This is a genomic window from Neobacillus canaveralius (assembly GCF_047237705.1).
Classification (GTDB): Bacteria; Bacillota; Bacilli; order Bacillales; family Cytobacillaceae; genus Neobacillus; species Neobacillus niacini_K.
This window is the reverse complement of the sequence record NZ_JBDFLL010000001.1, coordinates 1,487,583-1,510,039: the sequence shown is the minus strand read 5'-3', so window position 1 is coordinate 1,510,039 and position 22,457 is coordinate 1,487,583. Positions and strand designations below refer to the sequence as shown.

General features: G+C 38.3%; 22 protein-coding genes and 1 pseudogene. 3 read left to right on the top strand and 20 right to left on the bottom strand.

Annotated features, from left to right (window positions below):
• Positions 1 to 36: 36 nt before the first annotated feature.
• The 3 genes and pseudogenes from ABC255_RS07375 to ABC255_RS07365 form a co-directional block, all read right to left on the bottom strand.
• The gene (locus ABC255_RS07375) at positions 37 to 1,497 is read right to left on the bottom strand and encodes an Rne/Rng family ribonuclease (protein WP_412992426.1); all 1,461 of its coding nucleotides are present in this window, start codon (positions 1,495 to 1,497) and stop codon (positions 37 to 39) included.
• Positions 1,498 to 1,541: 44 nt separating this feature from the next.
• A pseudogene (locus ABC255_RS07370) lies at positions 1,542 to 2,407 on the bottom strand (M50 family metallopeptidase).
• The gene (locus ABC255_RS07365; RefSeq protein WP_412992425.1) at positions 2,400 to 3,185 is read right to left on the bottom strand and encodes a peptidoglycan DD-metalloendopeptidase family protein; all 786 of its coding nucleotides are present in this window, start codon (positions 3,183 to 3,185) and stop codon (positions 2,400 to 2,402) included. The pseudogene ABC255_RS07370 and the gene ABC255_RS07365 overlap by 8 nt, the downstream one beginning before the upstream one ends.
• A 315-nt stretch (positions 3,186 to 3,500) precedes the next feature.
• On the opposite strand from ABC255_RS07365, the gene ABC255_RS07360 reads away from it, so the two are divergent.
• The 3 genes from ABC255_RS07360 (at position 3,501) to ABC255_RS07350 (ending at position 6,292) form a co-directional block, all read left to right on the top strand.
• Positions 3,501 to 5,282 carry a spermine/spermidine synthase domain-containing protein gene (locus tag ABC255_RS07360; RefSeq protein ID WP_412992423.1) on the top strand — a complete coding sequence of 594 codons (1,782 nt, stop codon included), beginning with the start codon at positions 3,501 to 3,503 and terminating at the stop codon, positions 5,280 to 5,282.
• Positions 5,283 to 5,433: 151 nt separating this feature from the next.
• A complete protein-coding gene (gene speD / locus ABC255_RS07355; protein WP_412992421.1) occupies positions 5,434 to 5,814 on the top strand; it encodes an adenosylmethionine decarboxylase in 381 nt (126 codons plus the stop codon).
• 31 nt (positions 5,815 to 5,845) lie between these two features.
• A complete protein-coding gene (locus ABC255_RS07350) occupies positions 5,846 to 6,292 on the top strand; it encodes a hypothetical protein (RefSeq protein WP_412992420.1) in 447 nt (148 codons plus the stop codon).
• A gap of 55 nt (positions 6,293 to 6,347) precedes the next feature.
• Here ABC255_RS07350 and minD read toward each other — a convergent pair whose 3' ends face one another.
• The 17 genes from minD to ABC255_RS07265 all read right to left on the bottom strand — a co-directional run bounded on the left by minD (position 6,348) and on the right by ABC255_RS07265 (position 22,444).
• Positions 6,348 to 7,151 carry a septum site-determining protein MinD gene (minD, locus tag ABC255_RS07345; RefSeq protein ID WP_335533734.1) on the bottom strand — a complete coding sequence of 268 codons (804 nt, stop codon included), beginning with the start codon at positions 7,149 to 7,151 and terminating at the stop codon, positions 6,348 to 6,350.
• Between the two features lies 1 nt (position 7,152).
• Positions 7,153 to 7,833 (bottom strand): septum site-determining protein MinC, encoded by a 681-nt coding sequence (gene minC, locus ABC255_RS07340; RefSeq protein WP_335533737.1) that lies wholly within the window; start codon positions 7,831 to 7,833, stop codon positions 7,153 to 7,155.
• Positions 7,834 to 7,959: 126 nt separating this feature from the next.
• Positions 7,960 to 8,478: a rod shape-determining protein MreD gene (gene mreD, locus ABC255_RS07335; protein WP_412992417.1), complete on the bottom strand. Its 519-nt coding sequence runs from the start codon at positions 8,476 to 8,478 to the stop codon at positions 7,960 to 7,962.
• Positions 8,475 to 9,362 (bottom strand): rod shape-determining protein MreC, encoded by an 888-nt coding sequence (gene mreC, locus ABC255_RS07330; RefSeq protein ID WP_412992415.1) that lies wholly within the window; start codon positions 9,360 to 9,362, stop codon positions 8,475 to 8,477. The genes mreD and mreC overlap by 4 nt, the downstream gene beginning before the upstream one ends.
• A gap of 35 nt (positions 9,363 to 9,397) precedes the next feature.
• Positions 9,398 to 10,420, bottom strand: a complete 1,023-nt coding sequence (locus tag ABC255_RS07325; RefSeq protein WP_412992413.1) for a rod shape-determining protein — start codon at positions 10,418 to 10,420, stop codon at positions 9,398 to 9,400.
• A gap of 156 nt (positions 10,421 to 10,576) precedes the next feature.
• Positions 10,577 to 11,266, bottom strand: a complete 690-nt coding sequence (radC, locus tag ABC255_RS07320) for a RadC family protein (protein ID WP_412992411.1) — start codon at positions 11,264 to 11,266, stop codon at positions 10,577 to 10,579.
• Between the two features lie 44 nt (positions 11,267 to 11,310).
• Entirely contained in the window at positions 11,311 to 11,880 is a 570-nt protein-coding gene (locus tag ABC255_RS07315; protein ID WP_412992409.1) for a Maf family protein, read from the bottom strand.
• A 230-nt stretch (positions 11,881 to 12,110) separates the two neighbouring features.
• Positions 12,111 to 13,193 carry a hypothetical protein gene (locus tag ABC255_RS07310; RefSeq protein WP_412992407.1) on the bottom strand — a complete coding sequence of 361 codons (1,083 nt, stop codon included), beginning with the start codon at positions 13,191 to 13,193 and terminating at the stop codon, positions 12,111 to 12,113.
• Between the two features lie 130 nt (positions 13,194 to 13,323).
• The gene (locus tag ABC255_RS07305; RefSeq protein WP_412992406.1) at positions 13,324 to 14,076 is read right to left on the bottom strand and encodes a pilus assembly protein PilO; all 753 of its coding nucleotides are present in this window, start codon (positions 14,074 to 14,076) and stop codon (positions 13,324 to 13,326) included.
• The gene (locus ABC255_RS07300; RefSeq protein ID WP_412992404.1) at positions 14,073 to 14,843 is read right to left on the bottom strand and encodes a PilN domain-containing protein; all 771 of its coding nucleotides are present in this window, start codon (positions 14,841 to 14,843) and stop codon (positions 14,073 to 14,075) included. The genes ABC255_RS07305 and ABC255_RS07300 overlap by 4 nt, the downstream gene beginning before the upstream one ends.
• Positions 14,843 to 15,832, bottom strand: a complete 990-nt coding sequence (gene pilM, locus ABC255_RS07295) for a type IV pilus biogenesis protein PilM (RefSeq protein ID WP_412992402.1) — start codon at positions 15,830 to 15,832, stop codon at positions 14,843 to 14,845. The genes ABC255_RS07300 and pilM overlap by 1 nt, the downstream gene beginning before the upstream one ends.
• Before the next feature lie 17 nt (positions 15,833 to 15,849).
• Positions 15,850 to 16,605: a prepilin peptidase gene (locus ABC255_RS07290; protein WP_412992400.1), complete on the bottom strand. Its 756-nt coding sequence runs from the start codon at positions 16,603 to 16,605 to the stop codon at positions 15,850 to 15,852.
• Between the two features lies 1 nt (position 16,606).
• Positions 16,607 to 17,053 (bottom strand): type II secretion system protein, encoded by a 447-nt coding sequence (locus ABC255_RS07285; protein ID WP_412992398.1) that lies wholly within the window; start codon positions 17,051 to 17,053, stop codon positions 16,607 to 16,609.
• A gap of 142 nt (positions 17,054 to 17,195) precedes the next feature.
• Positions 17,196 to 18,398 (bottom strand): type II secretion system F family protein, encoded by a 1,203-nt coding sequence (locus tag ABC255_RS07280; protein ID WP_412992396.1) that lies wholly within the window; start codon positions 18,396 to 18,398, stop codon positions 17,196 to 17,198.
• A complete protein-coding gene (locus ABC255_RS07275; protein ID WP_412992395.1) occupies positions 18,391 to 19,440 on the bottom strand; it encodes a type IV pilus twitching motility protein PilT in 1,050 nt (349 codons plus the stop codon). The genes ABC255_RS07280 and ABC255_RS07275 overlap by 8 nt, the downstream gene beginning before the upstream one ends.
• Positions 19,441 to 19,450: 10 nt before the next feature.
• Positions 19,451 to 21,112: a GspE/PulE family protein gene (locus tag ABC255_RS07270; RefSeq protein ID WP_412992393.1), complete on the bottom strand. Its 1,662-nt coding sequence runs from the start codon at positions 21,110 to 21,112 to the stop codon at positions 19,451 to 19,453.
• Between the two features lie 24 nt (positions 21,113 to 21,136).
• Positions 21,137 to 22,444, bottom strand: coding sequence for a G5 domain-containing protein (locus tag ABC255_RS07265; RefSeq protein WP_412992391.1), 1,308 nt, complete (start codon positions 22,442 to 22,444; stop codon positions 21,137 to 21,139).
• Positions 22,445 to 22,457 lie beyond the last annotated feature (13 nt).

Here is a 22,457-nt window from a genome sequence, read left to right as displayed (position 1 = left end):
AACATCGATAATTTTATCATTGTATGGGCATAAGTGTCAATAGGATTCTCCAGCTTTTTGCGCTATCTCGTCAAGATTCCCAAATTGTTTTAAAACATAGTGATGATGAGGGGATAGCTGGATTGAAAAAAACAATTTGAAGGGCAGCCATTCTGCTAACATATCTAAATGTGTTGCTAGTACCTTTTTTACCTCTTTAGTGGTTTCAATTAAGACCGCTTCTGCGTCTGAACTGCGATGTTCCAATAGTTCCCGTTCTAGCCGGAATGCTATTGTCTCTGCACTTAATATTTTTCCTGTTCCTTCGCAAACTGGACATTTTTCCTGAAGGGCTTCTGAAAGTGAAACCTTTGTCTTCTTCCTCGTTAGCTGCAGGATACCAAGAGAAGTAAAACCAATGATTTTGGTTCTGGTTTTATCCTTCTGGAATTCCTTCTCAATCGTTTCTTGTATGTAACGCTTGTCCTTTTCGTTTTTCATATCAATAAAATCAATTAAGACGATACCGCCTATATCACGCAGTTTCAGCTGACGGGCAGTCTCAATTGCAGCTAGTGTATTTGTTTTTACCACGGTATCCTGATAATCATTTTTACCGGAGAACTTTCCCGTATTAACATCAATGATTGTTAAAGCCTCTGTTTCATCAAAAATTAAATAGGCACCATTGTCGAGCCAGACAATACGCTTAAGTGCCTTATCAATTTCATGCTCAATCCGATGAAGGGTAAATATATTTTCTTTCCCATTATAATAGGTGATTTTTAGATTAGCGTTTTTCGATTGTAAATGTTGTTTTAGAGATAGATCATCAATAAACACTTCACCAGATGACATCTTCATGACTGACTCAAGTACCAATTCCGTAAAGGTATCTTTTTGATAGATCATCCCTGGCTTTTTAAAAGAAGCAGCTTTCTCCAGTAGTTCTTTATACTGGTTTCTTAGAATGCTTAGTTCATTCTCTATTTCCTCTTGTGTTGCTGAAGTACTCGATGTCCGAAAAATAAGACCTTCATCTTCCTTTTTCAGGCGTGAGCCCAAACCGCGGAGTTGCTCTTTTTCATCACCGATTTTCTTAGAAACTGCAACATAGCGACCTTTAGGCATATAAACAAGGTTGTCCCCCATTATCTCAATAATCCCTGTCACTCTAGCTCCTTTTGGACCTGTTGCGTCTTTATCTACTTGAACCAATAACTTTTCTCCCTGATGAACGAAGGACGAAACACTTTTCTTCTCTTTATCGATACTCCGTTCCGGTGATAAAACATAAGACGGCAGCACATCACGGTGGAGGTAGGCATTTTTCTCCCCGCCTATATCAATAAATGCCGCATTCATTCCAGGCAGCACCTTGGTTACGGTCCCATAATAAATATTACCGACCAGAGATCGCTGCTCTGGCCGGTCAAAAATAATTTCTTCAACTGTATTGTTCCGAACGAAAGCAAATCTCTTTTCCCTTGAAGCTGCATTCACAATTAACTTTTCCAAACTAACATCCTCACTTTTGTTCTAATTATTGTTATTATACCAATTTAATAAGAAAAAAGAAGGTCGCTGATTTTATCGGTTAATCGTTTTTCGGAAAAGTAAGCATGCAGCAGTTCATTCTCATCCAGCATCCCTTTTTCTTTGCCATCGCTCTCTACGATAATCGGGTGTTTACAGCCACGTTGGAATTTTTCTAAGACGTCAATCAGCAAGTCCTGCTCGTTCGCCTGGATTGGTTTTAGAGCATGGAGATCGCTTTTTTTACCATAATATCGCTCAAGTAAGAATCTCATAAAGATATAGCGGCGCTGCTTCCACTCATGATAAAGAGAAAATAATAAGAATCCTACGATAACCCAGACGTTTAGTTGCTGCGGAGCGGCTAGAAGCGTAACTACCGAAAAGATTCCAACGCTGAAAAAAGAAATGATTAATGTTAATCGGTGAGCGATGGGAAATGATTTTTTTAAGGAAAGAAACATGAATATCAACTTTCCACCATCAAGCGGCCAGACTGGAAATAGATTAAAGATAAAAATCATGATGTTGTAGTAAAAAAATAATTGAAACAAATCCTCAGACATCAAATCAAAGGAGAATAGCGCGAAAGCTATTGCCACCATCCAAATGTGCTGAGCAGGTCCTGCAAGAACAACAATGGCCTCTTCCTTTAACGGTCGATTCCCGTGCTCCTCCATTTCAGCTACCCCGCCAAAGGGGAGGAGGGTAATTTTTTTAATACGCCATGAAAAAAAGAAGCCGCAGCAGCATGCCCCATTTCATGGATGAAAATGATGCCGATTAAAAGGCATACCTCGAGGAAATGTGCTGTAGCAATCGATATTGCAATGACAAACCATAACAATGGATGGATATAGACCTGTTGTAATAAAGATATGGCTCTATTCAAAGCGGATCACCTGGATTGGATCGATGAAAGCATCGCCTTTTTTTATAGAAAAATAATACTTACCCTTCGTTTTGTCTTCTCCTGTTGATTCTGAAGCAGTACCTACGACCGTTTCTGTTTCAATAAATTCATATAAACTAACCTTAATTTCATCGAGATTACCGTAGGTCGATTGAGTCTGATCCGCGTGCTGGATAATGACGGTTTTACCCGTGTCTTCCTTAACACCAGCAAACATGACATTTCCCTCTTTCATCGCTTCAACAGTAGCTCCCTTTGTTGTTTCAATCATAATTCCCTGTCCATTTTTTTCAAAGTTTTCGAGGACCTTCCCTGAGAAAACAGGTATAGAAGGGTCTTTCTCGACTACATTTTGCTCTCCACCTTTTTCTTCGTCTTTAAACGGCAGAAGAGCTAGAGGCTTACCGAATTGGTCTTCATACCATTTGGATACTGTGGCAAATTTAAAATCCTGCTCCATAGTTTTCATTACAAAATCCTTTGCTGGAGCAAATGTTGCATTGTTTTCTCGGAACATAATAGCAATTAAAAGAAATAATAGAGCTGATGCCAAAATTTTGAAGATGAAAACTTCCTTTTTGAATAATGGATGGATGCCATCATCCTTACCTGCTTCATAGGAAGAGAAATGATTAGCACCGTATTTTTCATCATCCCCCGGCCAAGTAATTTCACGTTCCGGACCTTTTCCTGATGACCCTTGCTCTCTTTTCCGCTTTGCGATTCGTCGTCGTATTTCTTCTGGAGTAGACCGCATTATACCCACCAACCTTTAGTGACCTTTTTGTACAAGTCTATGAGGTTGTCCTTAAGAGTATGACTCAAGGAATTTTTATTTAGGGTTATAGAATGCTTCCTTCGTGGCTTTGAACATTATTCTTAGGGTTTTTAATATTTTTAGATGGTTTTGGACTTTTTTCATAGCGCTTTGGACATTTATACATATATTACCAATACTCAATTGAATCCAGTACTGGTTAACTGAAACTTTCATGGATTTGTGGATAAGCCACACATTTTTATTGCTTATCCATATAATGGCTGTAAGTTAAATAAATAGAGGTGAATAATTTTGTCTACCAGTGACAAACATGATTCTTTTCGTGGGGATGTTTACGATTTAATTGAGTTAGAGCAATTATTAAAGGGCCCTCACCAAGTAATTTTTAAGGGTAAGAGTCCATATCAGGACGTGCTCCTAATAGAAACGAAGAATATACGATTATACCGGAACGATCAACTAGTATGGAATTCAATGGATGAGCGAATTTATCATGAGGCTCTTGTCCATCCAGCTTTTGTTCTAACAGATCAGCATAAACGCGTTTTAATTATCGGGGATGAATGCGGATTGGCATTGCGGGAAATTCTCAAATATTCAAGTGTATGCCACGTCAGTCAAGTGTCCCTTTCCCCAGTAACCCTTATAGCTGCCCAGGAAACACCTGAAGTTTCCGAAATGAACGAAGGTTCTTTCTTCGATAACCGGGTTCAATTTTCCCAAAGCAACATTTATGATTTCCTTCTAACAAATCATCCGCAGTTTGATGTCATAATCGCTAATCTTCCAGATCCGGAAACCAAGGAAGTAAGCAAACTATACACAAAAGAATTCTTTAAAAAATTGTCCAACCTTCTAACCGATTGCGGAATATTGGTTGTCACGTCTACCTCACCTGAAGATAATCCGGTGGCATTCTGGAGTATTGAAAAAACACTTCAGAGTGCTTCCCTGCACTCCCTTAACTATCACGTTAACGTTCCTTGGTTTGGAGATTGCGGATTTCATCTTGCTGCGAAGAAACGGTTTGTATGGGGAGAAGAAAAAAAGATTAATATTCAAAATCGTACACTTCCTGAAGATTTAAATTCATGGTTTACTTTTTCGAACCGGGTGAGATCAGTCAGGAATCAAGCTAGAGTTAACTCAATCATATCCTTAAATCTCCACAACCTTTTTTCAGCAAATTCAATGGAAATCCAAGATCCAGACGAAACGAAAGAGCTTCGTCATCTGCTCTCCAATCCACACAGGTTGCTTTATGAAGGCGGTAAAAAAGGGGATTGTGTAAAAGTTTTGGAAACAAGCGATGTGCGTCTATATCTAGACAAGCAGCTACAATTTAGTTCTTTAGATGAACAAATCTATCATGAGGCACTTGTTCATCCGGCGCTTTCCATGGTTCAAAAACGGGAACGTATACTGATTGCCGGTGGTGGAGATGGATTTGCCATTCGTGAAGTTCTAAAATACCCAGATGTGAAGCATATTGACTTAGTTGACCTTGATCCATTAATGATTCACATGGCGAGTAATATACCAAAGGTAGCGAACCTAAACCAACAAGCACTCCAAGATAAGCGCGTATCCGTCCACCAAAAGGATATCCAGGTATTTCAAAAAGAACAAAAGGAACACTATGATGTCATCATTGTGGACTTGCCAGATCCGGGCGATGAAATATTGAGCCGATTATATACGGTGGAATTTTTTAAAAAATTATCCAATCTTCTTACGAAAGATGGCATTCTAGTCTGTCAATCTCATTCACCAGAATATGCTCCATTTGTATACTGGAGCATTGGGTTATCACTAAAAGGGACTGGAATGCATGTTAGGAGTTACCATACCGAAGTTCCTTCATTCGGGGATTGGGGATTCCACATTGCTTCTAAAAAGCCGTTTCATTTGCCGAAAAGAAAAGTAGCTGTCCCTTATCAAACACTTCCTGATGACCTATCGACTTTATTTGTCTTTCCGTCAAAATTCCGGTCAGTCCAGGAAAATTCACATATGAATACCTTGTCCAACCTAAAATTACATGAAATTTATAAACAAGAACTTCGAAGGTAACCTACCAAAAAAGACTCTACTCGAATTTAGCTGTTCAATGAGTAGAGCCCTTTTTTAGGTGGTATTTCGAGAAAATATGGACAACCGTACAATTTATTTTTGATAAATCCCATACGATAACTTACAAAGGAAAACGGAGGGGAAAGAGACTTTGAGCAAAGAAGGAAAGCATATTATCATTGACGCATTTGAGTGCGATTCTATTCATTTAAATGACATCAAATTTTTAGAAGAAATGTGTAAAAAAGCAGCACTTGATGCAAATATGGAAATTTTATACTCTTACTTCCACCCATTTGAGCCACAAGGTGTAACAGGGGTACTGGTTTTATCCACTTCTCATTTATCAATTCATACTTGGCCGGAGGAAAGGTATGTATCATTAGATTTTTATACGTGTGGGACTCTAGAGCTTGCACCCCAAGTAGAATTCCTTATTAAAGAATTGTCTTCCAAACAAGCAATGGTCTACTCCATTTCCCGAGGAGTTTCATATCCTCAACTGATTAAGTGTGAGGAATTAGGCGGTTGACCTTTGCCTATAAAACCCAAGGTGAAATCATATGAGAACCAAAAATGTAAAGCCATTTACTTATGGATCCTTATATAAAGAAGATCTTCCTGATGGTAAAATTATTCCTCTAACGGCTGGAAACCTAATAGATTTTACTATAGCAGGACCTTACCAAAATACTAGACCAGATATCGCGGCAAATAGTATTACAGTACACAAGTCAGGTGTTTATCAGATCACAGCGGATGTATCAGTAATATTAGAAGATGAGCAATCGGTGATGTTCAACATCAACCGGCGGCATGATGGATCTGACCCTCTAATAGGTTCCACTTTTGATGCAAACGGGATAAGTACCATCACAGGAATAAATGTTCAAGCGTACTTGTATGCTGGTGAGGCAATTGGGATTTTTATTGCTGACTTGTATGCTCCTAGAGGGAGACTACCACGATATAATAGAGCAGGACTCACAGTTTATTTACTTGAATATTAATAATTTAGGAACACACTAAAAAGCCTGTCCACGTTTAAATGGACAGGCATATTTATTATCTAACACCAAAAAATTGTTTAATTTTACCAAAAACACTTTTATTTTTGTCTTCTAACGGCTGTAATGGAATTGATTCACCGAGAATACGTCTAGCGATGTTACGGTATGCTATAGACGCTTTACTATTTGGATTTAAGGCAATTGGTTCACCGTGGTTAGATGCTTTAATTACTTCCTCATCATCTGCGACAATTCCAATTAGCTCAATGGATAAATGTGCAGTAACTTCATCCACATCTAACATATCCCCGCTTTTCATCATATGATTTCGAATACGGTTAATGACAAGCTTCGGTGACTCGACAGTCTTTGCTTTCTCAAGTAAACCAATGATTCTATCTGCGTCACGAACAGCCGAAACTTCAGGAGTTGTTACGACAATCGCACGGTCCGCCCCGGCAATCGCATTTTGAAAACCTTGCTCAATTCCAGCAGGGCAATCAATAATAATATAATCATAGTCTTGCTTAAGCTCATTAATTAGTTTGTGCATCTGTTCTGGCTTAACAGCTGACTTATCAACTGTTTGCGCTGCTGGAAGCAAATACAATAAATCTTCGAATCTCTTATCTTTTACGAGTGCCTGGTGAATTTTACATCTACCTTCCACCACGTCCACAAGATCATAAATAATTCGATTTTCCAGCCCCATAACGACATCTAAATTTCGAAGGCCAATATCCGTATCCACTAAGCATACTCTTTTGCCTTGAAGGGCCAACGCTGTACCTATATTAGCAGAAGTCGTGGTTTTTCCGACGCCGCCTTTACCGGATGTAATTACTATTGCCTCTCCCACATTAATGTCCCCCTTCGAATCTATTTAAATTAGGCCTTAAATTTATTAAAACTTGCAATCTATCTACGATGATTTGATGGTTATCGTCGATATAAGCACATTCCATTTCACGTTTTTCATTTTGTTGCGCTTTATCTGGTGCACGGTTTAGACAGTCACTAATCCTTAACTGTGATGGCTGCATACTGGAAGCGGCAATAACCGCCTGTTCATTGCCCAAAACTCCTGCATGAGCGATTCCCTTCAAAGACCCCATGATAAAAATATTGCCTCCTGCAATCACGGTTCCACCTGGATTAACATCGCCAATTAGTAACAAATCTCCTGGAACTTCTAATACTTGTCCAGACCGAATGATTCGTGCTACGGTAACAACTTCGTTCTCAGCTTTCAGTTTATCTACTTCTGTTTTTAGGACGACACTTGATTCAATTGTATCGACCACTAAATTCTTCTTTTGGCGGATCAAATCTTTTATTTCTTCACGCTGAGCGTCGTCCAAATACCGGTTGCCAACATCAACCTTAACAGGGGTCAATTGACGCTCAGCTGGAGTGGTTTGGTTTGCCGAGAGTTTTTCATCAAGCTCCTTTTTCAGCTCATCATAGGAACAGCTATCATCAAGATGAAGGACAATTCCATCCTTCGTACCTTTAATCGTAACATTTTGTCGCTTTTTCATGGAGAAAACTCACCTCAAATAATAAGAAACACATTCATGCGGCATCTGTTAAGCCATAGACACACTTTTATTATACAATTCGACACGCATTATGTATTCTCCTTTTTTTAAAAAGAAATACAAATCTTATTCATCTCGTAAGCTTTCTGCAAAACTTTCAAAATGACGCTTTAAAGGATATGCAGCAATCAAAAGGAAAGCGGCATTTAAAATAAGTGAAGGATAAAAACGCATCTTCAAAAAACTCATAAATTCAAGTGTGGTGATATGGATTAAAAAGTCCATTTCATAGACACCTAATTCCAGTAAGGCAATTCCTACTAGAGACATAAAAAACGCGACAATGATATTCGTTTGGAGCACATGCATGATTTTCGAAATAAGGTAGGTAATGAATGGAAATAGAAACAGGTAAATGCCAATAATTTCAATCCACACAATATCAAATAGCAGTCCAAAAATTGCTGCATAAATGATTCCGTATTTTCTGCCTGCATAGATGGCTAAGAACAAGATACCTCCAAACAGAAAATGAGGCGCCAAAATGTAGTTACGGCCAAAAACTTCAGGAGGGGCATATTGAGCAAACAAGCTCTCTAATAAGAAAAGGAATAGAAACAAAAGAGGAAGCAGGAATTTCTTCACAAATCCTCCTCCTCCTCTCCTTCGCCAGCCATATCTTTTCCACTAGGCTGGGCAATTGTTCTGGTGATCACAATGATATTTTCTAAATCATAAAAATCCGCACCTGGTTCAACTAATGCTGTTTGATTCAATCCGTATTGGTCTGGCTTAACCTCAATTACTTTACCAATTTGCAAGCCTTGAGGAAAGACGCCACCTAGACCAGAAGTAATGACATTTTGTCCTACTTTAATTTCCACTCCAGATGGAATGGCCTTCACTAATAAAGCTTTTTTCTCTTCATCATAGCCTTCTACAAGACCAAAGACATTTGTGTCACCTTGCACAATAGCAGAGATCCGATTCTTTGGATCCATCGCACTCAACAGTTGAACGGTTGAGCTAAATTGATTGACGGTTTTTACTTTGCCAATTAAGCCATGTGCAGTGACAACGGCCATATTTTTTTTAATTCCGTCTGTTTTCCCTTTATTGATAATAATCATTTCATGCCAACGATCAGGGTTTCTACCTATTACTGTTGCCTGTAAAGGTTCAAAATCTCTCAGGGTCTCTTCTTCACCGAGAATATCACGCAGTTCTTTATTGTCCTTTTCCAGCTCCTGTACCTGTGCTTCAAGGCTAACAAGTTTCTCCATCCGTGATTTTAATTCTTTATTCTCTTCATATGTATTTTGCAAGTCCTGAAGATTCTCAAAAAAACCTGCAACCAAATGAGCAGGCTTTGAGACCAGGGATTGAACCAAGCCGGCAGTATCCTTTAAAAACTGCTCCGGCCAGGATAGTTTACTTCTCTCCCTTAACGAAAACCCAATCAATGCCACGAGAACAATTATGCTAACCAGCAAAACGATCAATCGTTTATTCAAAAAGAACTGTGGCATGATTATACACCTCTAATTTTCTACGTAGTTACTCTTTATCTGGATTCTTTTGCTTTGTTTTTAAATAATTGAATATGGTCTAAGGCTTTTCCTGTGCCGATTGCTACACAATCAAGTGGGTTTTCAGCGATAAGTACAGGCATATTTGTTTCTTCACTGATTACCTTGTCCAGATTTCGAAGCAGGGCGCCACCGCCTGTTAAGACGATTCCTCGGTCCATAATATCAGCTGCAAGCTCTGGAGGTGTTTTTTCTAATGTGTTTTTTACAGCCTCTACAATCGCATAGACCGTATCTTTTAAAGCCACACCAATTTCCTTCGCAGTGATTTCAATGGTTTTTGGCAAACCAGTTAATAAATCACGTCCGCGAATTTCCATATTATCGATACCTTCAGCATCACCTGCAGAACCAACTTCCATTTTAATGGCTTCCGCCGTACGTTCACCAATCATAAGATTATAATTTTTACGGATATACGTAACGATTGAATCGTCCATTTCATCACCGGCAACACGAATGGAGATGCTGGTAACAATTCCGCCTAAAGAAATAATCGCTACTTCGGTTGTACCGCCGCCAATATCGACCACCATACTGCCGGTTGGCTCCCATACAGGAAGATTTGCACCGATGGCAGCCGCAAATGGCTCCTCAATTGTATAGGCGTCCTTGGCACCTGCCTGACGCGTTGCATCTATTACAGCTCTTTCCTCGACAGCCGTTATTCCAGATGGTACACAGACCATTACATACGGCTTACCGGAGAAAATGCTCTTACTTTTAATGGCCATACGAATATGGTGTTTCATCATGGCTGCTGTAATTTCAAAGTCCGCAATAACTCCATCCTTCATTGGTCTCATTGCAACTACATTTCCTGGTGTACGACCAATCATGTTCTTCGCGTCATTACCAACCGCCACAATAGATTTCGTGTCTGTCTGCATCGCCACAACAGATGGCTCTCTTAATACAATCCCTTTACCTTTTACATAAACAAGGGTATTTGCCGTCCCCAAGTCAATACCAAGGTCTCTTGTCCCAATTCCAAACATAGTTGTATCTCCCTTTCTGATACGAAAATAACATAAGGTAAGTGAATATACCTTCTATTCATGTAATTTTTCTAGTAAATTTATATGATAATCACGAAAGATGTCCTAAAAAATCATAAACATTATTATATCCCAACGATTCAAAAAATCATAGTATTATAAATATCCTTTTTCCTTGAGGGAGACAAATTTATTTTCACCGATGATGAGGTGATCAAGCACGTCGATGCCTATCATTTTCCCGCATTCCACAAGCCTCTTGGTAACCTCAATATCTTCGCGGCTTGGAGCGGGATCGCCTGAAGGATGATTATGGAGACAAATAATAGAAGCAGCTGATCGTTTCAATGCCTCGCGAAATACCTCCCTCGGGTGTACGATCGAGGCGTTTAAGCTTCCGATGAAGATGGTTTGTTTATGGAGTACTTGGTTTTTCGTGTTGAGATATAAACAAACAAAATGCTCTTGTGATAAAAAACGCATGTCATTCATCACATAATTAGCACCATCTTCAGGGGAACGAATCACATATCTGTCTGTATAGTTTAAGTTCGTTATCCTCCTGCCAATTTCGACAGCGGCGAGAATTTGAATGGCCTTGGCCTGACCAATCCCCTTTATTTCAGTCATTTCTTCCAAGGAAGCATCCTTTAAAAGCCGTAAGCCTTCAAAATTGGTAAGCAGCCTGTTGGATAATTGAAGAACACTTTCATCCTTCGTACCGGTTCTTAGTAAGATCGCAATTAATTCATGGTTCGATAAACTGGCTGGACCATTTTGAATAAATCGCTCTCTAGGTCTTTCGTCTTGAGGAAAATCACGGATCATTAATGAATTGGTTGACATTGTACTTCCTCCCTGTGATAGGGAGTTAAGGAACTACATAGCTGTCACGACAATTGGTAGCCTAGCCTCTTTAATTCGCGATATGTTCTTGCGACTGGCAGACCCATAACCGCAAAATAGTCTCCATTAATTTTTTTGACAAGCATGCTTCCCAGCTGCTGAATGCCATATCCACCTGCTTTATCAAGCGGTTCACCACTTTGTACATAGAAATTGATTTCCTCGTCCGTTAACTCCCAAAACCAAACTTCTGTTCGTTCAAAAAAACAAGATGTTCCATTTGGAGACAATATGGATACACCGGTGTAAACGTCATGCCTTTTTCCAGAAAGCTTTTTTAACATCTTTATTGCCTCTGCATTGTCGCTTGGCTTACCTAATACTTCACCATTAGCAACAACAATTGTGTCGGAACCAATGACATAGGCATTAGGATTTTCTTTAAAAATAACCTGTGCTTTTCGTTCGGCAAGATCCATAACTACATCCTCTGGAGAAAGCGTTGGATCAAAGCTTTCATCTACTTCACTGCTTGAGATTGTGAATGTTAATCGGAGGTTTTCTAGAAGTTCTTTTCGCCGTGGAGAAGAAGAGGCTAAAATGAGGTTTTGCATTTCATCACCTTACCTTTTGCATCATTTAGGGAGATACATGTTAATCGTATCAGAATTTGTAGAAGCAAACAATTTTTATATCATTAAAGTTCGAAGAAAATTGTCAAATTATGCAAAGTATCTCTTGGTTTTAAATTCAAAATATTCAGATACCAAAACAAAAAGCCTGTCCATAATAGACAGACTCGTTATTCGAAAATAATTTCCCGGAAAATATCAGCTTTTGTCGACTACAGTGAATAATAAATACTTAGATAATTTAATAAATGCTGTTGTGCTTTAACCAAACTATATTTACTCTTCTTTTCTTGAAATGTCTCTATACTCTCAAACGCACTAGATAATTCCTTGTTTAGACTTTTTACCTTCTCATTTTTCAGCTTGTCAGCTGATTGACTCAGTTGATCACCAAACCCTGCAACTTCTTTACTAGCTTCTGATGATATATTTCCAGAAACAATGGCGTTGGAAGTGACCTTTGATAGCTGTTGGTAAATAGTTGAAGCAGCCTCTAAAAAGCTTTTTTCGGTTTCATTTATATCTGAAACTGCCTTTTCAGAAATGGGTAATTGTTTGGAAAAGACATCCTCAAATCCATCTGCTTTATATTGTGCCCCTAATGCCTTAGCTGTTTCAATTGAATCAGCCACACCTAAAAACAAATATTCTTTTTCACTCATTGACAAAGTTTGTGCTGGAAGCCCTTTTCCTTTTGCTTGGTTGGCTGCACTAGATGCTGCATCTTTTGTCGTAAAAGCTCCACCTTGGACGATAAACGCAGTTTGGGCTCCGAGGACAACAGAACTACCTTTTCCACCGGTTGCTTCTTCGGAACCTTTATCAGATCCCTTATCTACGACGACAGGCTCAGTTACTGCTGGTTTACTGTTTTCACTAATGACTAACTTAAGCATTAGTACCCCAAAGCTCGTCCCAATCAAGATAGCAAAAACGGCTGTTACAATAATAGATTTTAACACGCCGCCATTATGCTTCATTGAAAAGGTTGTGAAAGAAGCAGTCTTCTTTTTCCCGCCTTTTTTCTGGTTTTGACTGCTGATAACTTTATATTCCTGAATGTCGTTTTCTGCAGATTCAGGAATAATCCAATCAAAACTTTCATCGATTGATTCCTTTGAAGCAGCAGTTTCGAGAAAAACATCGTGATCATTAAAATCGTCGTCGACGTTTATCACTTTAGTAAAAGAATCTTTACTAGATTCTTGTTCCACCTTAATGGGTTCTTCTGTGAAAGGTTGACTTTCTCCATTTAACTTGATTTTGATGGTATTGCCACGATTCGGCTTGTCCACTAACTTGCACTCCTCCCTCTACCAATAGCAATTTCTACCATCCTATCACAAAGACAAAAAAAAATAACAAGACTTTTGTCGTCTTGTTATCGAATGCTTTCGCCAAATTATTTGTAACTTCGCGATAGTATTAATTTACTTTTGTCGTATCTGAAAAACCAGTTAATGGGTTTTTCTTATTAGCTGGAGCCGGTGCATCAATCTTTGGCAGTTCAGCTAATAAATCCTCTAAAGTAGGCAGGTAATATGCCGAAACTGTAAGTGAATACGATAATGGTTCAACTTGTGCTTCAAGAGTAGTAATCTCTTCACCGCCAGTATAATTGATAGATTCAATAACAACTATCCGTTTTAAAGACTCAAGCGTCGAAACAAAAGTTTCCAAGTCTTCATAGTTTGGTGATTCGACACTTAGGCTGACCGTAAGCTTTTTTAAACCGGTAGCATTTGTATCTTGTACTTCAGTGACCTTCGTTGCCCCCTCTGAAGCAGGTGTTGCTCCTGTATCTCCATTTACCGCATTACCTTCTGTATTTTCTAATATAACATCTGCATCCTTTGAAAAGCCCATCGAGCTAATCTTACTATTAGAAACATTCTCTGCCTTCTCAAGGTCTAAAATAAATTGTTCTTGGAGTGGTGTGACTGGAACATTCTTTTGTAATTCCCTAGTATCTTCTGTCACTTTTTGAGTTACTGCAACTTTATCTTGTGTAATTGTATCTAATAACTGTTTTTCAGTCTTTAAACTTTGTTCTTTCATCTTAACATCCGCTTTTATCGGGGAAAGTAAAGCAAGTTGAGCAAAAACGATTAATAGTATAAGAAGGAGAATACCGAATAACAGAATTAGTTTGTCTTTTTTTGAAAAACTTAGTTTCATGATCCAGTCACTCCTTCCTCAGCACTACGGTCCTTTGTAATTAGCTCCTTTATCGTTTCTTTATTAAACTTAATATCATACTGACCAATGTATCTTGGTAAGTAATTATTAGGTTCCTTCGACTTATCATTCCCTTCAGTTGTGAAGGTTGGATTTACAGGAGTATAAGTGAAACTGTTCGGATTATTAGGGTCAATGGTTACTACAACGGGTTGACTCTCCTCTGAAGTAGTCGCAGTTTGAGTTGTTGTCTGGTTTGTTTCCGTTGCTGTTTCTGTAGTTTCTTCCTTCTCACTAATGTTTAAGGAATTAAGACTCGCTTCTTTGACCCATAACGAATCATTCAAATGCTCTAAAAAGTAAGCAGCTTCTCTAGTATTATCAAATTGAACAGTCAGTGAAACCGTCCCAGCCTCAGTATAACTAAAGGATTGGATAAATCCACGTTCGGGTAAAAGCGATGTTAAGTGCTGCATAACTGGGACTGTTTTAATAGGATAAATATTCGCCCATTCCACCGCATTTTGTAAAACAGTTACAGACATACTGCTTACATTGGCTTCAGCATTTTTATGTTCTGCTTCAGCAATCTTTTTGGTCATCTCAATCTGACTTTCTAAATTAGCAAGGTCAGTTTTCGCGGATTGCACCTGCCAAAAATAAAAGCCTCCAATTAGTAGAAATAGTACCAACATCACTGACAGACTAAAGATAAATCCTGTATTTCTCGGTTCCTTTTGGGGAAGCAAGTTAATTTCTACTAACATCATTTCACCTCTTTTAAAGCCAGACCTAATGATAATAATAGAGTAAACGGTACGTTTCCTTGTTTGTTGAAGGCTTCTGTATTTAGACTTAACATCTCGACAGAAGTTTCAAACCGGTCTCTCATTTCATCATAAATCGCTGGTAGCATTGGATGATCTCCATTTATAAGAAACTTGGAAACATCCTTTTTCTCATTTGTTAAGGTATAACGATAAAAATCTGAGAGCTTACTTATTTCATTCAGGATATCCTCAAACTGGATAACCAGTTCTTCCGTTTCACCCGTGTATTTTATTTCTGTAAAGCTGTCCTGTTTCAATTCCCAGTGATTAATATTGAAGGGTAGTGAAAATTGACGCATAACAAGTGGAACAGATTCTTCAAAAATACAAAGATTGACACTTGTTAAGTCAAATTGGACCGTAAACAACACTTCATTTTCCTTTGTACGACCAAGGTGATGATATAGCCGATACAAAGACAACGGTGAAATGTCAGCTGCAACTGGAGTTAACTTTAAACGAGAAAGTAAGTTGGCATATTCCATGACATTTTGTTCCGGGGCAGCAAATAAAAGTATATCTTTTGTCTTTCCGTTGTTCCCTAGCTGGTAAAAATCAAAGACAGGTTCCTCAAAGGGTAAATGAATACTCGAGCCAAGTTCCAGGTACAGGTACCCTTTCATTTCATCATCTAGAATATCTACTGGAACAGAGACTTTACGAATGATTACTAGTGGGTCGGGAACGAGGAAACGAACATGACGTCTCTGAAGCTTCCATTCGTCGATACATTCTTCAAGAATACTTGACAAAGAATCAAGATCGGTAATTTTCCCATCCGTAATAATCCCTGGAGGAAGGAATCGTTCGCACCATTTTTGTGCAGCAGGGGGATTCGCCTGTTTTAATTCAACAAAACGAATCGAATGGTCATTTAGTACCAAATTTATTATTCGATTTTTCGAAGAAAATAGTGAAAATGCCATATTTTATTACCCCTTATTTAAAATCCTTGATTTAATACCTGAAGATACCAAGTGACAATATCTGATCCCCAGTAATAAGCAGTCAAGGTCCCTGCTGCAATAAATGGACCGAACGGTATAGGCTGACGTCTTTTAACAACCTTAAACAGGATTGCTAAACCACCAATAACAGCCCCTAATAATGTTGATAGAAAGAATGATAAAAGGACTAGTTTAAAACCTAGCACAAAACCCAGCACTGCGTAGAGTTTAACGTCTCCCATTCCCATACCACCTTTACTGATGATGGAGATGGTCAAAAGGAGAAAAAAAACAGAAACAGCCCCAAGCAGGCTGTCCCACCAAGGTGTAAGTGGTACAAATATCCGTTCCAATAAAAAAATCCCTGCGAACCAGATTAGAATCTTATCAGGGATAATCATATAGTTTATATCTGATACGATGATAATCATAAACATGGAAATTAGTGTTAGTGCAACTACTAGCTCTCCAGACCAACCAATAACAAGTGGTGCCGTTGCAAATAATATTCCTGTAAGTAATTCAAATACCGGATAGATAGGAGAAATCCGCGACTGACAGCCGCGGCATTTCCCCCTTTGAATCATGAATGATAAAACTGGTATAAGTTCGAAAGCTTTTAACTGATGGCCGCAGGTTGTGCATGCTGAACGTGGTGCAACAACTGATTTTTTTAATGGTACTCTTAATCCTACTACATTATAAAAGGAGCCCAATAACAAACCAGTTATGATCAAATAACTAATAAACATTTTAGTTAGAATAATCTATGAGTTCTTGTTCAGTTAGAACACCGGTTGTTGCTCCGGTAACAACGCTATTAGCATCATGATTCTTAATTGTATAAACTTTGGTTGAAGTATTAAAGTTCACTTCGTAGTCTTCCGAAACATCTTTTACATTAGAAAGAGAGTTTCCTATTCCACCATAAGCTGGTGTAGCACTAGCCCCAGTTGTTGCTGCTGCTGCATCCTTTTTCCAATTAGTTATACCACTATTAGTAGCATGTTCTAATTTAGCAGCACTAATTATTTGAATAGCCTCTGCCACTTTAGCATCCTTTTTACTTTTATCAATGATGCCCATAATGCTTGGTACTGCAATTGCTGCAACAATTCCAAGAATAACGATAACAGCAAGTAATTCAATTAATGTTAAACCCTTTTGTTCTTTGAGCTTATTCTTAATAAATTGACCCATCTTTTTCTCTCCCTTTTGGTTCTATGAACCTAGTAATATTTTCTCTTGTATTATACATTAATTTACATTGCGAAGAAAAGAGGATATTTTTGTATTATGTCACTTTATATCATTTTATTAATAAACTTGTTGAATTTTATCGTTAAAATGCTTTGAACATCTCAAATTGAGGCAACATTATTGCTAATACAATGACACCTACTACTCCTGCCAAAAAAACAATCATCATCGGTTCAATTAGAGATTTTAATTGGTCAGTTGCAGTTTCTACTTCTTTTTCATAAAACTCCGCAATCTTACTCAACATTACATCGAGGGCACCGGTTCCCTCACCAATTGTAACCATTTGGGTGACAAGAGGTGGAAATGCCCAATGGTCCTTCATTGGCTCCGCCATTGAACGACCTTTTTCTAAGGAATCACGAGACTCCCTAATAACCTTAGCTATTACTTCATTTTCAACAACCTTTTCCACAATTGCCATGGCCTGTAGTATAGGAACTGAACTTGAGAACAATGAGCTTAGGGTTCTCATCATTCTGGCTAAAGCTGCCTTTTGCAACATTTTGCCGAATATAGGTATCTTCAATGATATATGGTCGAAATAATATTTTGTATTCTTGTTTTTTTTGAAATAGGAAAATAAAAACACCAATAAAAAAACTATTAATGCCAACAACCACCAGTATCCTTGAACAAACTCACTAGCTCCAAGTACAAATTTAGTAATTGCCGGAAGCTCTGCACCAAGGTCATCAAACATTGTTACAAAGGTTGGAACTACAGCAATAAGTAGGAAAATGACAACTCCAATCGCTATAATGCCAATAACAATCGGGTAAGTTAGGGCAGATTTTATTTTCTGTCTAGTATAATGCTGCTTTTCATAATGTTCAGCCATTTTCTCAAGGGTTTCATCCATATTCCCACTTACTTCCCCTGCTCTTACCATGTTAACGAACATAGAATCAAATACTTTTTTGTGCTTTGAAACAGCATCAGAATATGGATTTCCTTCACGTAAGTCTTGTTCAACAGCTAACAATGCCTTCTTTAATCCTTTGCTTTCTGTTTGAGCTGCTAATATTCCAGTAGCCTCAACAACAGTTACACCAGCCTTTAATAGAGTAGCAAATTGTCTTAAATATATTACAAAGTCCTGAAGTTTAACAGGATTACCAAAAGAAATGTCTTTATTCATAAAAGTTTCTGGAACTTCAGTCATTTCAATGACTCTTATTCCTTCTTCCTTCAACTTTACCATTGCTTCTCTTCTAGAATCTGCTGCAACTGTGCCCTGTCGTTTCCCGCGTCGATCTCTACCTGAATATTTAAACCTAGCCATCCAGCATCATCTTTTCTTGGAGATATTTGGTTGCTGCTTCTTTTTGTATTAAGTTACGATCTATTAACTCTCTTATACTCATTTCAAGAGTATGCATACCCTGGGCACGGGAAGTCTGCATAGTGCTTTGGATTTGGTGTATTTTTTCATTACGAATTAGGTTAGCAATGGCTGGGTTATTTACAAGAATCTCCGTTGCGGCTTTACGACCTTTCTTATCAATAGTGGGAAACAATCGTTGTGAAATTACCCCTACCAATACTGACGCCAACTGTACACGAATCTGTGGTTGCTGTGCTGGTGGAAATACATCGATAATCCTGTTGATGGTTGCTGGTGCACTTGAAGTATGAAGTGTCCCCAACACTAAGTGACCTGTTTCTGCTGCTGTTATGGCAATACCAATAGTTTCTAGGTCACGCATTTCCCCAACAAGAATTATGTCAGGATCCTGTCGAAGTGCACCTTTTAAGCCATTAGCATATGATTTTGTGTCAAAGCCCACTTCACGCTGGTCAATAATCGAATTTCCATGCTTGTGAAGGTACTCTATTGGGTCTTCGAGGGTAACAATATGCTTACGCTGGGTTCGATTGACATAATCAATCATTGAAGCAAGAGTAGTCGATTTACCACTACCTGTTGGTCCCGTCACAAGAATAAGCCCCTGTGGCTTTTCAACGAGTTTTGCCACGATATCAGGTAAATTTAAATCTTCAAGTGTTGGTGTTTTTGATGCCACTACCCTTAGCGCTAATGACACACTTTTTCGCTGGTGATAGGCATTTACACGAAAACGGGACAATCCAGGAACTCCATATGAATAGTCGAGTTCTCCTTTTTCTTTAAATAGCTCCCACATATCCTCTGGAATTGTTAATTTAGCAATCTCCTCTGTATCGTCAGGTAACAAAATATCCTTGCCATATCGTTTGATATCACCATTTATACGAAATACAGGGGGAACACCGACAGTTAGATGGATGTCGGAGGCCTTAAATTCAAGTGCTGCCCGCAGTATATTCTCAACCTTCTCTCTCATATACCTTCTCCTACTCCAGTATTGCGACGCGTAAAACTTCTTCTGTTGTCGTTAAACCTTGTTTTACTTTTAACAGTCCGTCATCAATTAAAAAGATTGTCTTACTTTTAATCGCATTTTCCTTTAGTTTTTGAAAGGAGTCATCGTTCATAATAATTCTTCGCATCTCATCGTTTAAGACCAGAACCTCATGAAGTGCAATTCGTCCTTTATACCCAGTCATGTTACAAGAGTTACATCCTTTGCCTCGGGTAATTTTTTCAATCTTCATCCCGCGTCTTGCGAATATGTCAATTTCACGTTTGGATGGTTCCTGAACCTCTGCACAATCACGGCAAACCTTTCGTACTAGTCGTTGGGCCACGATTCCGCTTAATGATGAGGCAATTAAAAACGGTTCTACCCCCATGTCAATGAGACGCGTAACTGTCCCTAAGGAATCATTCGTGTGCAGAGTACTTAGAACCAGGTGACCTGTTAATGAAGCACGTATGGCAATTTCAGCTGTCTCTTTATCACGAATTTCCCCGACCATGATAATATTCGGATCTTGACGAAGAATTGAACGAAGACCGGCAGCAAAGGTCATTCCTACATTTGCGTTTACCTGAATTTGATTAATTCCCTCCAATTGGTACTCAACAGGGTCCTCAATTGTAATAATATTAACTTGTTCACTGTTCAATTTATTGAGTGCCGCATATAGGGTTGAGGATTTTCCTGAACCTGTCGGTCCAGTGATTAACACAATTCCAGTTGGCTGCTCAATCATTTCGGAAAAACGCTTATAGTTAAGTGTGTTAAATCCTATTTTACTTATATCATTTAGAGTAGCACCCATATCCAGAATCCGCATAACAATTTTCTCACCATAAACCGTTGGTAAGGTTGAAATACGAAGGTCAATAGGATGAAAGTCAAGATTCATTTTAATCCGGCCATCTTGCGGAATTCGATGTTCAGTTATATCTAGATTGGACATAATTTTAATTCTAGCTGTTAGTACGCTTTGCATATGCTTTGGTAAAACACGTTCTACCTTTAGGACACCATCGATACGGTAGCGTACCACTACCTTAGTTTCCTGTGGGTCAATATGAATATCACTAGCCTTTTGTACGACTGCATTAGCCAGAATCTGGTTAACAAGACGAACGATAGGTGAGTCTAAATCAGTAACATCCTCGTCCCGACCCCGTTCACTTGATGACAAATCATCAAATAACTCTTCTAACCCTTCATCTACATTGTAATATTTATTAATCGATCGGATAATATCGTCTTTAGTCGCAATTGCTGTCTCAATTTGAAAGCCTGTTGACAAACGAAGGTCGTCAATAACAATAAAATCCATTGGGTCAACCATCGCCACAAACAGTTTGTTGCCTTCTTTTTTCAAGGGAATGATTAAATTCCTTCTTGCTGTTTCTTTCGAGATGAGCGAAAAAATATTCAGTTCAAAGGGATAGTGGAATAAGCTAATATGTGGAATCCCAAGCTGATATTCGAGTACTTCAGCTAACTGCTGATCAGTTATATAACCCCTATGAAGCAAGGCATCCCCTATTTTTTGATTTGCTGGCTTTCCCTCTAACGTTGTTTGGAGCTGCTCGGGCGTAATTAGCCCTTCCTCAATTAATAAGTCCCCCAGACGTTTTCGAGCCTGCTTCATATTTTTTCCCTGCTTAAAATATTATTATTTTGGTTGTTCATTCGGTTTCCCCCAAAGTTCATCATCAGAGTCTTGTATAGTATTGTCAGATGTTGACTGTGATTGACTTCCAGTTGAATTGGTAGAGTCGGTTGTACTGCCGATACTAACAGAAGAAACACCAGTGGTAATCTTTTGTGCACCTGTTAAGCCATGTACTTCAACACGGTAGACAGGAGGGTAATAATCCTCAGAAATCAACTGACGTTCCACCAATTGGCTTCCCTGAAATATATCACGATAGACAGTAACAAGTTTCCCATCTGCCCCTTCATTCTTCACTTCTATTTGCCTGGGAAGGATTAATGGACTATATTGAACAATCGTTTTTGGTTTTAATGGCTGTTCGTTCTCTTTAATGATTTTATAATCGTAGAGGAACGAATTTCCCTTTAAGGTTATTTTTAAATTTTTATTTACAAGTGAAAAACTTAGAGTATATACAGTTTTATTTGGATTCTTAAAGACTAAATCAGCACCCTTAGCAACATTCACATTCGCTTCAAGACCTAATACGGAATATTCTGGTAGTGAATTGCTGATATTTCGCTCCATAATCAAAATATTTGTAGGTAAAATCACTTGATATATACCTGTTGCAATAACATTTAAGGAAGAGGATGTCTCAATCTTTTCCTGCTTTGCATATTCAATAAGAGAAAAGGTAGCTTCCTCGGCAATACTTATTTCACTGTTACTATTTAGTACCGTTACTAAATCATTTGGATTCTCAGCTAATGAGATATACACTTCACTAATGACGCTCGATTGTTGTCCAGCATCTGATAGTAAGTAATCTTCATTTAATTTAAAGACAAATGAACCACTTTCAAAGTGTAGGACCGCATTTGTAATATCTGTTGTGAGTTTCGTAATGTCTATTAATTTGGTATCAATCTGTGGAAATAAAATTTGGATTTGTTCTTCCACCAGCTGCGTCTCTATTGTGATTGATGCAGGATTTTTTTGCCCGTCCTGAATATTTTTTAAAGTTTTTATGGCATCGAATTGAAATAAATTAACATCAATAGGAAATAACTTTTCACTATATTGCATTTCAATTTTAGTATTTTGTATCCATTCAACATATTTTTCTTCTAACACGGTAATAGATTCACTATTTGATCTACCTGAAAGATCAACAAACCCTACGGAAGTTCCTGAGGAAAATTTGCCATCAGCAGTGGTTAACGTTTCAAATGCTTTAGCACCATAATGAGAAAAACTAAAAATAAATGCCGTACAGAAAAATAAAACGCTGAAAAGTTTGATTACTTGTTTATATTTTCCCAAACAATTTGCCACC